Raw genomic sequence first — 14,090 nt, 5'->3', positions numbered from 1 at the left:
TTAGACGGCGCAGGCGGACCTGACTTCTGCGCCAATTCGTTCCGGGGATGTGCGTTCACGGACCTCGCGCATCCTCACAAGTCCTTGATTCCACTCAGGGCCGCCAAAGCAGCCGCGTGCGTGCTCGATGGCTGCCAAAATTGAGGCTTCAGTGGCTGGACCTTGTACGAGAAACGGATAGTCCGTGCCGAGCCACTGGGCTGGCTCTGCTTCCGTTGCCTGGATGAGGATGTTCGAGTCGCAATGGGCCGCGGTGAATCCTTTCAAGAACGGCTTGTAATTGTCGAGGTCACGGGTGGCACGGACGGCATAGTGGAGGTTGTAGGCGGCGAGGTGGTCGATCCAGGACGAACTCTGCCTAGACGTGTCGATAGGCACGACCTGCACCGTCTCGGTAATCATGGAGGTGAAGATTGCGTTGATCGTCTCGCCGAAATAGGCCGTCCGCAATCTGTCATCGGGCGGGGCGACCTGCAACGCAGAGACGCGAGGGTCAACGTGATGGTTGACCAACCGGACGGGAAGATGCGGAAAATTAATGGAGTGTTGCACAAACGCGGTGTGAGATGCGGCGATTAGAACATCGGCATACCCATGCGTGATGGGCGGCGGTAGCTCGTCGACCACATCAAAAAGCAGTACATTCTTGTGCTTCTTGAGCGACTCCAATCGCTCCATTGTCATTGCCTTCAGCGCGCCTTTGGTCAAGAAGACGACGGAGTTGCGAATATCCACATTCAACTCGACATATTTCACGTCTCGGTCGGGCATCGACTGCGCGGCAATCGCGCTGAGCTGGGCGCCTCGCATGACGGTAGAGCCGGAGTGCCGATATTGCGCTGCGTACACGAATCTCACTGGGCGTGCACGACGAAACATCCCGCTCCATTCTTGTGGGTGAATTTGAATTCTACCCGGACGCGTAGACTGGATTCTCAGTTGTACGACTCCCGCCTAGCTTCTGACCTGCTGTCGATCTGGAAGATCTGACGCTGTGGACGTGGTGGATTCCGAACCAAGGAGACATGCGGGATGACCCCAAGACGCGTCGTATACACGGCACTCATCGGCGGATACGAGGACCTGATCGAACAGCCCGTGGCACACGATTCCAGCGTCGACTTCATCTGCTTCACCGACGACCCGGACGCTAAGAGTACCTCGTGGCAGCTGAAGGTCATCGAGCCGATATTCCCCTTCGATATGGTTCGGAGTCAGCGCAGCCTCAAGATTCGGGGCCACGAGTCCTTGGCCGAGTATGACGAGCTGTTGTACATTGACAACGCCGTGCTCCTCAAGCGGGACCCGGACGACATTCTCGACGAGTGGCTTGCTGACTGCGACTATGCGGTGTCCCCCCACAGCTTTCGCGAGCGAGTGATTGACGAATTCGACGAGGTGCTGGCGCTCAACTATGACGACCCGGCTCGAGTCAGTGAGCAACTCATGCAGTACGCCGAGCTGTACCCCGATATCCTCGATCAGCGTCCCTTCTGGAACGGCATGTCTGCCCGAAGAAGCACGCCCGCCGTCACGACGATGATGAATACGTGGTTTGACCACGTTCTTCGTTTCTCGCGGCGGGACCAATTGTCCGCAAACGTCGCCTTTGCGCTCAGCGGAGTTTCGATCAACGCCGTTGACCAGGATAACCTGAATTCTCAGAATCATCAGTGGCCGGCGGGGGTGAACCGTCGGACGCACCTGACCGAAATTACTCGCCACAGGTCCGGGCCGTTGCTGTCTGAGCTTCGCCGGGCCGAACGTGAACTGACTCAGGCCCTGCAAGATATGAAAGACCTCAAGGCCGGCGAAGAGACGCGGATTGCGAAAGCGCTCGAGGGTAAGGACCGCGAAATTGCGGCCTTCGTCGCCGAGCTCGCTATCCCGCAAACTCGCGGTGAAGCGGCAGTCGTGGTCTTCGGCGAAGTTGGAGCGCGCCGCGTGATTCGTACGGCTGCATTCGTTCGGCGAATACGGAGTTTCACTAGTCGCACCGTTGGAAGGATTACTCATTAGAGTCTTAGTCACTGGAATCGCAGGGTTCATCGGTTCAACAACAGCACGGGCACTTCTGGACCGAGGGATTGATGTCGTTGGAATCGACGTTTTTTCGGACTATTACGACACCGAGATCAAGCGGCGGAACATAGCGGCTCTCCCTCAACAGCGACTCACTGTAATCGAGGGCGATCTTAACGCCCTTCCACTGTCGGAGGTGCTCGTCGGAGTCGACGCGGTCATTCACCTTGCCGGCCAACCCGGAGTGCGCGGCTCGTGGGGGACGCAATTCGATTCATACACGCGGAACAACGTGGAGGCCACGCAGAAGCTCCTCGAGGCCGCGCGCGGGAGCTCCAGCTTGAGGCGTTTTGTCTTTGGGTCGTCGTCTTCGGTCTATGGGCAAGCCACGTCGTACCCGACATCCGAGGACACTCTGACGCGTCCCTACAGCCCGTATGGCGTCACGAAGCTGGCTGGCGAGCACCTCACGACTCTCTACAGGGAGAACTTCGGTCTTCCGACGGTCAGCTTTCGGTTCTTCACTGTCTACGGCCCACGTCAACGCCCCGACATGGCCTTTTCCCGGTTCTTCGGCGCTGCCAGGCAAGGCGAGCCGATCACTGTCTATGGTGACGGGCTCCAGATTCGCGATTTCACGTATGTCGATGACATCGTTGCCGCCCTCGTCGCTGCCATTGACGCCGATGGCGAGTTGCCGCCGGTGATGAACTTGTCGGGCGGGTCCAGCGTTACGGTCCTGGAGATACTTGACCTCGTGGAGAAGACCACGGGGATGGCCCTCAACCTGACGTACCTTCCGGCGATGGACGGCGACGTCACGAGAACCGGAGGAAGCGCAACCCTGGTCGCGTCTGCACTGGGATGGAGCCCCCTCGTTGATATCCAAGAGGGGCTCCAACGCCAGTTCGACTGGGCCCAGGGACGCTAGCTGCGCTGTTTTGTGCGAACCGCAGCAATCACATTCATGCGGAGGTAGCCGGTTCCGAACTCGGGGCTCGTGACCCCGAAACTAGATGCTGGGTTCAGGCGGTCGAGGGACTCGCCGGCCAAGGTTTCGAGGCTGCCGCGAAGGGTGTACTGTCCAGCGCCGAGCGCTTGCTGTGCAAAATTGAATTCCACGGTGTGCCGCCCTTTTTCCGAGGGCAGGTCCAACTTGAGCATCCGCGTGTTCAATCCATAGATGGGGTCCCCCTGAGCGGTCTCTATTGCAATCCCCGCGACTAACGGCGGCTGAGATTCCATGAGCTCATAGGTAAACGCAACCGTTATGTCATCGCCAGACTCCGCTGTGACTTTGTCAGCGGCTTGGTCGGACACCACTGCAACTTCAGTGATACGTGCCGGGGCGACGAGTTCTTCTTTGGCTAAAGTGCCTCCGGCGCGTTGGCGTTCTTCGTGGCGCCGCTGTTCTTCGTATCCGAAACGAAGAACGCGCAAGCCGTCTGCGGGCGGGCCATCAAAGGTCATCTCTCCGTGATTCATTACCACGACGCGGTCGCATAGCCGACTGATCTGAGAAGCAGAGTGGCTGACCACAACTATCGTGCGACCTTCCCGTTGAAATTCTCTGATCTTTTCCATGCACTTGTTCTGGAAAGGCTCATCGCCGACGGCGAGGACTTCGTCGACGAGAAGGAGATCAGGGTCCACATGAACAGCCACGGCGAATGCAAGACGCACATACATTCCGGAGCTGTAAAACTTCACCTGGGTGTCGATGAAATCCTCGATGCCGGAAAAATCAACGATTGCCTCGAAGTGACGGTCAATTTCCTTCTGGTTCAGACCGAGGATGGCGGCGTTAAGATACACATTCTCGCGGCCGGTCAGGTCAGGGTGAAATCCTGCTCCGAGTTCCAAGAGCGCGGCCATTCGCCCGCGGCGCTTCACTGTGCCGCTGGACGGTTCAATGATGCCGCCGATGACCTTTAAGAGGGTGCTTTTGCCTGAACCGTTGTGGCCGACGAGGCCAACGGTGCTTCCAGTCTCAACGTTCAGGTCGATGTTTCGCAGGGCCCAGAAATCCTGCCGATGAGCCTTGGCGGTGTTCGCACTCACGATTCGCTCCTTGAGCGACTTGTGCTTGTGCAGAACGAATTTCTTGGAAACGTCGCTGACGCTGATAATGACTGGTGTCGACACGGGTTAGAGCTCCTGAGCAAAGTTGCCTTGCAGACGTGAGAACACACGCTGAGAAATCCAGAGAAGTACAACGCTGCACAAGAACGCGACGAGGAGACGGAGCTCTAGGTTGTCCGGCCACGCTTGGGCCATATCGCCGACACCGGTAGATCCACCGGTCCAGAGTGCCTTCTGTGCCGCGATGATTGACAAAGTCACGGGGTTCATCAGGTAAATCTGTTCCATCCAATTGCCGTTGAGCTGATTCTGGATGAACGTGAACGGATACACGATGGGTGAAACCCAGAAGAAAACGATGAGGTAAATTTCCACAAAGTGCTGAACATCTCTCAGGTAGACGTTCAGGGCAGACAGTAGAAGTCCCACGGCGGTGCCGAATACGAGAATCGTGATGACGGCCGCGGGTGCCAGAAGTAGGTCGTAGGACCACAAGAAGGTGCTCAAGACGGCAATACCGCCCAGGAGCACGATGGACTGAATGCCGAAGTTGACGAGGGCGCTTCCGACTGAACTGAGAGGGAAAATTTCCCTGGGCAGATACACCTTCTTTACGAGACCGGCATTGCCGAGAATGGACGTCGTACTGCCGCTGATTATCTCGCTATATAGGGTCCACATCGTGAGGCCGATAAACACGAATACAGCGAAGTCGGGGACAGACCGCGCGGCACCCAAGATCTGGCCAATGGCGAAGTAATAGATCAAGAGCTGCACTAGCGGACGGAAGAGGCTCCAAAGGATGCCGAGCGAACTGTCCTTATACCGTGCCTTGATCTCTCTTTTGACTAGGCGGGACAGTAGCTCGCGGTGCTTCCAAATGTCTACAAGCGATCGACTGGAACCCTTGAAGAAGCCCGTGGGCTGCCCAGCGTCAAAGAAATCCTGTTCGGCAATGAAGATTTGACGTTCGGCTTTGCGCTTCTGTTCGAGCGTTTCAGAGTCCAAGATTGATCCTTTAATGGTGTCGACGACCTAACCACACAGTCTAAGCACACAAGTCTGCATCGATAATGTGCAAACTTGCGGTTACTCTTAAGCCAATCGGGTTATTTCCGAGTTGTTCGAAGATAGAGAGTACGCCTCCCCGTGAAGATCCGCGACGCACGACGGCTCAGCTTCTTGGTTATAGCAGTGGCCGTTGTCGCTGCAGTAACTGGCTGCACCGGGCTTCCATCGCCGACTCGAATGCCGGATGGGGCGCCAGGGGAGTCGCGCGAACCCGGCACCCCGCCTGCTGAAGACGATGATACTTCGAGCCAGATTGAGGCAGTTATCGTCCTGGCAGGAGTTGATCCAGACGGGAAGTCCGTGTCTGCTTCGGGATACGTTTCCGGTCTCATCGAGACAGGCGGAAAATGCACCTTTGAGTTTGCGGGGGACGGACGAGTCGTCAGGGTCGCAAGTGAGGGAATCGCTGATCGCATGACAACGTCCTGCGGAGTAATCAGCGCCCCCGTCTCGGACTTTGCCGTTGGTTTGTGGACGGTCACCTTGAAATACGAATTGGATACGGTTTCGACCATGTCGCAACCCATGAACGTGGAGATATCGTGAAAAGCAGACGATTCCTTGGACTCCTGGCCATCGCTGGACTCCTGGGCTCAATTCTGACAGGTGTTGGTCCAGCTCTTCAGGCAGATGCGGCCAATGCTCAAGATTTCAATCCAGGAAACATCATTAGTGATGTGCAGTTCTTTGACGGTGGTGCGATGGATGCGGGTGCAGTTCAGGGCTTCCTGAACTCCCAAGTCTCGGGCTGTCAATCGGGCTACGTCTGCCTGAAAGACTTTCGCCAAGACACGCCTACACGGGGAGCTGTAGCAAATGCCTGCTCCGCTTACGCGGGGCGGGCGTCTGAAAGCGCTGCCGACATCATCACACGCGTCGGTGTCGCCTGCGGAATTAGCCAGAAGGCCATGCTGGTCCTGCTCGAAAAGGAGCAGGGAATCGTCTCTGATTCGTCGCCGTCGGCACGTCAGTACCGGAGCGCGACGGGCTACGGCTGTCCAGACACGGCTGACTGCGATTCCACCTATTACGGGTTCTTCAATCAGGTCTATGCCGCCGCGTTGCAGTTCAACTTCTACGCCAACAATCCCACTCGGTGGAATCACGTACCCGGACGAGTCAACAATGTCCGATATCACCCCAATGCAGCGTGCGGCACCGGCGAGGTCTACATTGAAAATCAGGCAACGGCCGGTCTTTATAACTACACGCCGTATCAGCCCAACCCGGCTGCGCTCGCAAACCTGTACGGAACGGGCGATGGGTGCAGTTCCTACGGCAATCGCAATTTCTGGCGCATCTTCTCGGACTGGTTCGGCGCGCCCATTGCTTCGACGAGTCTGCTGCGATCGGCGGACAGCGCTCAGGTTTATCTTGTTTCCGAAACCTCCAAGTTTCCAGTCCGGAGCTTGGCGCTCATGACAGCGTTCGCGCCTCTGGGCCAGGTCGGGTTTGTGTCCCAGAGCTACCTGAATAATTTCACGACGAAGCACGACGCTGGCCGGATCTTCCGGTCGCCCGGCGGGCGCATGTTCTTTCACGACGCCGGAATCAAGTTGCCTTTCGACTCCTGCGCACAGGTCCTAGATTACGGCGGATCGTGCAATTCTGACGGTTATGTTCAGCTGACTGATAAGCAAGTGGGTGCGTTCCAGACCGGGCCGTTGATCGGTCCCGTTCTGGCGACGACAGCGGGCCACCGCTATTACATAACCCTTGGCACAAAGAGGGAGATCCTTGATGATCAATCCCAGGTTGCTGCCGGCATACCACTTCAGCAAAACGTCCTGACGGAGGCTGCGGTAGAAGAATTGGCATTTGGCTCTCCAATTGTGCGCGATTCAGTTTTGATCAGAAAACGATCCACGTCGGACTATGCCTTTTTCGCGAACGGAACACGGTCGCCTATCGGCACGGCCTATGCCGCGGCCCTGGGTCTGCAGAACAGGGTCGCTGGCTCTCTACATGCCACCAGCCACAGCAAGCTGACCCCGTCGGGGACCGAATTCAATGGTTTGGTGAAAGCAGATGGTGTCGCTGGTACATGGGTCCTGACTGCCAAGGGTCGTGCCCGGTGGGATGCAGCAGCAACTCAGTTCGGGTTGCCGGCGACTCGCGTTTCGCAAGCCTTCCTCAACTCCAATGCCCTGGGGGGAGATATCTCCGCCGGGGCGCTGCTGCAGGACCCGAGTTCCAAAACGGTCTATGTGCTCATGGGCAACGAGATCAGGCCGATTTCGTCTTGGGAGGCATTGCTCGCGCTGTCAGACACAGCGACGCCGACGATCCATCCTGTTACTGCCGGCGTCATCGCGGCGATCCCGAAGGGCGCGGTGGCGCTGACTGCGGGAACACTAGTGCGCTCCCCGGACAACGCCGCGGTGTTCCTTGTTAATGGGGTTACTAACCGAATCCCGTTGTCAAGCTTCGACTTCACGACAGAGGCGGGGCTAACCGGATTTACATATGAGCCGGCCGAGCGGATCAACGCATATCCGTTGTCGAATATCCCCCTAACCTTCGGGATTACGTGTGGGGACACGCGTTATGTTTCGAGCGGCGGCAGCCTTCACAAAGTTGCCCCGGCGGCCCATGCGTTGTATCCGTTCACGTTTGTCGCGCTGGACTCATTTACCTGCAACCAACTTATCGTCGGCTCCGACGCCACCGACTTCATTCGGACGCCGAATGGTGCGATCTATCAGCTTGTGTCAGGGGAAAAGCGCCCTGTGACATCCATGGAGCGATTTGCGCAGCTGAGTGGGGGGCGATCCTGGCTCCAGGTCATCCCACGTTTTGCGGACATGATTCCCACTGGAGGCATCGCCTAACAGAAGCCATCGACTCATGAGATCACAGGTAGGAATGTGCCCTTGGCGCGCTCAGGTCTGGCAAAGGTGAATCCGCTTGGCGGGTACACAGGGAAAGGGCTAGTCGTGCTTCGTGAGTTGGATGAAACGCAGTGACGTGATCTCTCTGGAGAAGGAACGGGACGACGCTCGCATCAATTCTCACTTGTCTTACCCGGCGTCGCCGGTGCGATCGGCCATAATCCCCGAGATCCAGGCACTGCGCGCAATCGCAGTGATACTTGTCGTTGTTTTTCATCTATGGCCCAACCGCCTTAGTGGCGGCTACGTGGGTGTCGACGTGTTCTTCGTGATATCCGGATTTCTCATTACGACTCATATCAGCCGCCAAATGGAAGACCGAAACTTCGCGGTTGGGGATTTCTATGCGCGACGGATAAGAAGACTCCTCCCTGCGTCATTTCTGGTTCTTGTGGCTAGCGTGGGATTCACCCTCTTGGTCGTACCTCGCTCCCTGTGGCAGCAGTTTGGTGGGGAGTTCCTGGCCTCGGCCTTCTACGTGCAAAACTGGCTCCTCGCGGGAAACGCCGTGGACTACCTAGCTGCAGAAAATAGTGCGTCACCGGTACAGCACTTCTGGACATTGTCGGTTGAGGAGCAGTTTTACCTTATTTGGCCGCTGTTTCTTATGATGTCCTTTTTTGTTGCCCGAAGGCGGCGTAGGACAATATTGCTTGTCATAACAGCCGTGACGCTCACGTCGTTCATTTACTCCATGACGTACACGAACGTCAATCCGGAGGCTGCGTACTTCGTCACACCCACGAGAATCTGGGAATTCGCCAGTGGTGGTTGTCTGGCGGCCTTCCTTGCCTGGCAAAGGCCAAGGCGCCCGATGCGTTCAGGGCTTCGCTCAGGTTTGACGGGCGCAATTGGCGTAGCTCTCATTCTGATCTCGGCCGTGGCGTACTCCGGAGAGACGGCCTTTCCCGGGTATGCGGCGTTGCTTCCAGTCAGTGGCACGCTCTTGGTTATAGCGTCGGGGCTGGGCCAGCCAAGCTGGTTCAGGACGTTGAGTGCGGTGCGCCCAGTGCAACTTCTGGGCAGTATTTCCTATTCCATCTACCTGTGGCACTGGCCTCTAATCGTCTTCTGGCCGTTTATAGCGGACGGTCCGTGGGGGGTTCAACAGAAGCTGGCAGTACTTGGCCTCACTGGCGTCCTTGCGTTCGGCACCTGGCGGTACGTGGAACTTCCTTTTCAGCGCGCCAAGACTTGGAATGTCGTCGGGTCCAAGAAGCCATTCGTCTTCGTGGCGGCATCGATGTTGGTCATCCTCCTGACTTGCACGACGGGCTTCCTTGTCCTTCGTAACCAAGTCGACGTCGCATCGTCGGCGGTTGACGCCTTACGTGGCACGCCATGTCTCGGTGCTGGCGCCACCGAACCCGATCATGAATGTCCTCACCCCTTCAATACGACATCCACAACGGATGTCGCACTCGCCGCCGGTGATATCGGCGTCGGCGTCGCCATTGGCCCTTGTGAACTTGGCGGAGGTGCGGTGCCTCTTGAACCGTGCACCTTTGGAGAAGTAGCAAGCCCCACCGTGACGATTGCTCTTTTCGGGGATTCCCATGCCGGTCAATTCATTGAGGCGCTTGCTCCTGCTGCGGAAACGAATGGCTGGAAGGTGATGACATACATTAAGGGTGGATGCCCCGGAATCGGTGTCGCGCCGTCGAATACGGACTGCAGTGAGTGGGGGGCCAACGTCATGGAGTTGCTCAAGGCTGAGCCCAGCGTCGATGCCGTAATCATCTCCAACGCCACGAGCAAGTATGTGGGAGGCATGAGTTCGATGCTCGACGAAGCCCTGGTCAAGCGTGACCTAAAGTCACTCGTGGACGCGGGGAAGCAAGTGATCGTCCTGCGAGACCCGCCGGGGTCGGTGAGAGGTGATGACGGCACCGAGGGACTAAATGTGACCGAGTGCCTCGGAAAGACGTCGGAAAGTGACGCGCCTTGCGCCGTAAAACGTGGTGACCTGCTGACAGATGACACCATGGTGAGAGCTGTCAGTGAGCTACCCTCAATAGAATTTGTGGACCTTTCTGACACGTTTTGCGATGACATTTACTGTTATCCGGTGATCGGCGGCTTGGTCGTGTATGCCGATGGGAGTCACTTCACCCGGTCTTTCGCGGAGACACTTGCTCCGATCTTAGGCGAACGTCTGGGGAAGGCTTTTTCCCCTGAATAGATGAGGTTTGGACAGGAAGTCCAGCTGTCTGCCTTGGTAGTCTAGGCAATTACCGCGGCTAAACATGGCCTTCCTGTGTGCTCGCAATCGCCCCCCTGAATGTCCGGGCGCGCTGCCTCTGCAGGGGCTGCGATTTCATCAATCGAAGAGTTTAAGGGGTGGGCAGGTTGTCGTTTGCACGTGGCAGGTTCTCGAGTATCATTCTGGCGCCCGTGCTCGCCGTCGTTGCGCTCATGTGCTGGGCACTCGCTTCGCCGGTAGGTTCCAGCCCCGACGATGACTTCCATTTGGTCAGTATTTGGTGTGCAGGCGGAGAACGGGCAGAAATCTGTCAGGCCGTACCCGATGCGGCGCAGCGCGCCGTGCCAGAGTCTCTCATCACGGCGAACTGTTACGTGAGTATTCGAGCCGTTGAGCCCCACCCGATCGTGCCGTTGAGCCCCACCAGTCGTGCGGAAGAGCACCAGGGGTGGTGTGGCTCAGCCCCACTGGTGCTCCCCGTCACCGATTACGCGGTCGCGAGGGCGGCTTGTTCTCTCATGTTGTAGGTGCCAGTGTCGACCCAGGTCGTGTTGTGGATGATGCGATCCATGATGGCGTCGGCGTGAACGCCGGCGCCGAGGCGTTGGTGCCAGTCCTTCTGCTGATACTGGGTGCAGAACACCGTCGACGTCTCGCCGTAACGGCGCTCCATCAGCTCCAGCAGCATCGTCCGCATCGATTCCGTCGGCTTATCCAGCAGCCACTCATCGATGACCAAGAGCGTGAAGGCGGCATACTTCCGCAGGAACTTTCCCGCCCCACCGGTTGTATCCTGGGCGGCGACCCAAGCTTCCTCGAGGTCGGGCATTCGGACGTAATGGGCGCGGATGCGATGCTCGCAAGCACGTTTGGCGAGAGCGCATCCTAGATACGACTTTCCCGACCCGGTGAAGCCTTGGAAGACGACGTTCTGTTGCCGGGTGACGAACGAGCAGGTCCCGAGCTGGGTCAGCACCTGCCGGTTGAGGCCGCGCTCGTCAAGGAGGTCGATGCGGCGCAGATCCGCGTTCGGATAACGAAGTCCCGCCCGCCGGATCAGCCCGTCAACCTTGGAATGCATGAACGTCGAGTAGGCGTCGTCAACAACGAGCCGGACCCGTTCCTCGAAGGTCAGGCTGATCGAGAGAATCTCGTCCTGCAGGTCGATGGCCTGCAGGAGCTCGCCTGGCGAGTAGTCCGACTCGGTACGGTTAGTCCACGTTGTTGGTACTGCCGTTCCACGGAGTTGGTACGGCGGCCATCTTGATTTGATCCCTTTGACAGGACGGCAGCACGACCGGTGTTGCCGATTCCTAACGGAGGGGGCATTGATGGCGAGCTACAAAGCCATAACAGCGTTGGTATTCGAGGGCCGCAGCTACGACGAGATCACGGGCCTAGTGGGATGTTCACGCCGCGAAATCTCGATGGTGAAGAAGACCATCACAGCGAAGAACTTGACCGCCGCGGCGACCGCGGCGATGAGTGACGAGCAGTGGGCAGAACTGTTCCCCGACAAACGCCGCAGCGTATCGGAAGCCTTCATCCAGCCTGACTTCGTGGGAACGCTGAAGTCGATGAAGAGCAATAAGCACTTCACGCTGCAGCAGGGATGGCGAATGTATGTGGGTTTGGATTCGGCACGGCCGGGGCGTAAGTACGGGTATTCGCGGTACTGCGAGCTGTTCACCGAGTTCGTGAACACGCATGACGTCGTGGCGACTCTGCACCACGATCCGGGCCGAGCACTACTCGTGGACTGGGCCGGCGACACACTCCCGGTTGCAGACATGGTCACCGGGGAGATCCGCAAGGGCTACCTCTTCGTCGCGGTCCTACCGTTTTCCGGGCTGATCTTCTGCTCGGCCTATGCCGACATGAAGCAAGACTCCTGGAACAACGCCCACGTTCAGGCCTTCGAGTTCCTCGGCGGTTCAACCCAGCTCATCGTCCCCGATAACGCCGCCACCGCCACCCACCGAACGGTGAAAGACGATAGTGCTCGCGTCGTCCAGGCCCGATACCAAGAGCTCGCCGACCACTATTCCACCGCCGTCGTGCCAGCCCGCGTCCGCCGCCCCCGGGACAAAGCCGCCGCAGAATCAGCGGTAAACACCATCAACAAGCGAGTAATAGGCTACCTCGCCGAAGAAATATGGACAACCTTCACCGAGCTCAATTCTGCAATCAAGGAACGCATGGTCGAAGTGAACGAGCAGATGCGCCGCGCCGACGGCACCACCCGGTCCGAACGATTCCGCGCCGCCGAGGCCGAGCTGCTCCAGCCGTTACCGGCGCACCGATTCGATACGGTCTCGTGGAAGCAACTGAAGGTGGGGCGAAATTACCATGTCACTGCCGAGTACCAGCACTACTCGGTGCCTTACAAACTGGCCGGGCAGATGTTGCGAGTGCGTCTGACCGGCAGCAACGTCACCATCTTTGATGGCGACACGCTCATCTGCGAACACCCGCGCAAATCCGGACGCAAGGGCCAATACTCCACCGTTGCCGAGCACGCCCCGGAACGCCACCACGACCTCGAAGGGCTCTGGACACGGGAGTGGTTCGAGCATCGCGCCAAGAGCTTCGGGCCGGCGACCGTGACGGTGATCAAGATGATCTTGGACCGTTCCGTCATCGAAGCTCAGGCCTACCTCGACTGCCAAAACATCCTGATGACCCTCGGCAAGAGCAACAAGCAGCGACTCGAATCGGCGTGCCAGCAGATCGTCAACCAGCGCGGTTACCCGACCTACACGACGCTGAAACGCATCATGGCGACCATCACCGGCGATAAGAAACAAAGCCACCCATTGGTGCCGGCGGCCACGAATACGAAGAGCCCGCCCGGGCCTGCCGATACGCCCAGCGTCATGGTCCGCGGCGCCGACTACTACAAGGACCGCTGATGATCGGCAGCGTATTCACCAGCGTCGACCACGACAAATTCAAGGCTCTGCGCATCACGCACCTCGCGGCGCGGTTCGAGGAACTGATCAAGGACGAAGCCAACGATGCTGCCGCGCCCGAGGAGCTGTTCCTCACGGCCGTCGATGAGGCGTTGGAGCTTCGCCGCTCAATCCGGATCGAGAAACTGATCCGTCAAGCCAAGTTCCCGATCCCGGAGGCATCGGTGGCTGAGCTGAACTACCCGCCGGGACGCAACATCACCCCGGTGCGGATGAAACGCTACGCCGCCCACGACTGGAAGGCCGACCCGAGAAACCTACTCATCATCTCGCCCACCGGCGGCGGTAAAACCTATCTGGCCTGCGCGATCGGCATCGCTGCCTGCCACAGCGAGCACAGCGTTCACTACACCCGGATGGATGATCTGGCCCGCCAGCTGGTCATCGCTCGAGGCGACGCGATCGGGCACCAGAACATGCTCAACAAGCTCAGCGACGTGGATTTGCTGATCATCGACGACTTTTTAACGGTGGGGATCGACCCCAATGCTTCCAGCGATCTCTTCTCGATCCTGGCCAACCGTGATCATCGGTTGCCGACGATCATCGTCAGCCAATCCGGGCCAGCCTACTGGGTCGAGGCCCTACCCGACCGGATAGCGGCCGACTCCACCGTCAACCGGCTCGCCAGTCAAGCTCGCACGCTCAACCTCGGCGAGGTCGACATGCGACGCCTGCGCAGCGACGAAGCAAAGACCGCGAAGGACTACTGGGAGTAACGCCCGAACGTCGTCCAGACGATCTGGCCGGGCTGGCCCCATCGCCAGCCTGGCCAGTTCCACCTCCCCGGAACAGCAGTACCAACAACGTGGACTACCCGTACCATTTACGACTATCCGCCACTCGCCG

10 protein-coding genes are annotated in these 14,090 nt (G+C 58.4%); 6 read left to right on the top strand and 4 right to left on the bottom strand.

Going from position 1 to position 14,090, the window contains the following annotated elements; translation table 11 throughout:
- Positions 1 to 849: a hypothetical protein gene (locus BJ997_RS13400; RefSeq protein ID WP_152602142.1), complete on the bottom strand. Its 849-nt coding sequence runs from the start codon at positions 847 to 849 to the stop codon at positions 1 to 3.
- A gap of 183 nt (positions 850 to 1,032) precedes the next feature.
- Here BJ997_RS13400 and BJ997_RS13395 point away from each other — a divergent pair, with 183 nt between their 5' ends.
- On the top strand, positions 1,033 to 2,019 hold the full coding sequence (locus BJ997_RS13395; protein ID WP_052542153.1) for a glycosyltransferase domain-containing protein: 987 nt from the start codon (positions 1,033 to 1,035) through the stop codon (positions 2,017 to 2,019).
- Positions 2,000 to 2,953 (top strand): NAD-dependent epimerase/dehydratase family protein, encoded by a 954-nt coding sequence (locus BJ997_RS13390; RefSeq protein WP_221243968.1) that lies wholly within the window; start codon positions 2,000 to 2,002, stop codon positions 2,951 to 2,953. The genes BJ997_RS13395 and BJ997_RS13390 overlap by 20 nt, the downstream gene beginning before the upstream one ends.
- Here BJ997_RS13390 and BJ997_RS13385 read toward each other — a convergent pair.
- Both BJ997_RS13385 and BJ997_RS13380 read right to left on the bottom strand, forming a co-directional pair.
- Positions 2,950 to 4,167, bottom strand: coding sequence for an ABC transporter ATP-binding protein (locus BJ997_RS13385; protein ID WP_035836287.1), 1,218 nt, complete (start codon positions 4,165 to 4,167; stop codon positions 2,950 to 2,952). The two genes, BJ997_RS13390 and BJ997_RS13385, sit on opposite strands and share 4 nt — an antisense overlap.
- Before the next feature lie 3 nt (positions 4,168 to 4,170).
- Positions 4,171 to 5,112, bottom strand: a complete 942-nt coding sequence (locus BJ997_RS13380; RefSeq protein ID WP_052542154.1) for an ABC transporter permease — start codon at positions 5,110 to 5,112, stop codon at positions 4,171 to 4,173.
- Positions 5,113 to 5,717: 605 nt separating this feature from the next.
- Here BJ997_RS13380 and BJ997_RS13375 point away from each other — a divergent pair.
- Both BJ997_RS13375 and BJ997_RS13370 read left to right on the top strand, forming a co-directional pair.
- Positions 5,718 to 8,006 carry a hypothetical protein gene (locus tag BJ997_RS13375; RefSeq protein ID WP_152602143.1) on the top strand — a complete coding sequence of 763 codons (2,289 nt, stop codon included), beginning with the start codon at positions 5,718 to 5,720 and terminating at the stop codon, positions 8,004 to 8,006.
- Positions 8,007 to 8,127: 121 nt separating this feature from the next.
- Positions 8,128 to 10,248, top strand: a complete 2,121-nt coding sequence (locus tag BJ997_RS13370; RefSeq protein ID WP_084141163.1) for an acyltransferase family protein — start codon at positions 8,128 to 8,130, stop codon at positions 10,246 to 10,248.
- A gap of 508 nt (positions 10,249 to 10,756) precedes the next feature.
- Here BJ997_RS13370 and BJ997_RS13365 read toward each other — a convergent pair.
- Entirely contained in the window at positions 10,757 to 11,446 is a 690-nt protein-coding gene (locus BJ997_RS13365) for an ATP-binding protein (RefSeq protein WP_052542860.1), read from the bottom strand.
- A 154-nt stretch (positions 11,447 to 11,600) separates the two neighbouring features.
- On the opposite strand from BJ997_RS13365, the gene istA reads away from it, so the two are divergent.
- Positions 11,601 to 13,181, top strand: a complete 1,581-nt coding sequence (gene istA, locus BJ997_RS13360; protein ID WP_035840899.1) for an IS21 family transposase — start codon at positions 11,601 to 11,603, stop codon at positions 13,179 to 13,181.
- Positions 13,181 to 13,960 (top strand): ATP-binding protein, encoded by a 780-nt coding sequence (locus tag BJ997_RS13355; RefSeq protein WP_035840897.1) that lies wholly within the window; start codon positions 13,181 to 13,183, stop codon positions 13,958 to 13,960. The genes istA and BJ997_RS13355 overlap by 1 nt, the downstream gene beginning before the upstream one ends.
- Positions 13,961 to 14,090: the final 130 nt, after the last annotated feature.

Origin of the sequence: Cryobacterium roopkundense (assembly GCF_014200405.1) — a bacterium.
Taxonomy (GTDB): domain Bacteria; phylum Actinomycetota; class Actinomycetes; order Actinomycetales; family Microbacteriaceae; genus Cryobacterium; species Cryobacterium roopkundense.
Note: the sequence above shows the minus strand (reverse complement) of the source record. Positions and strands in the feature narration are given on the sequence as shown.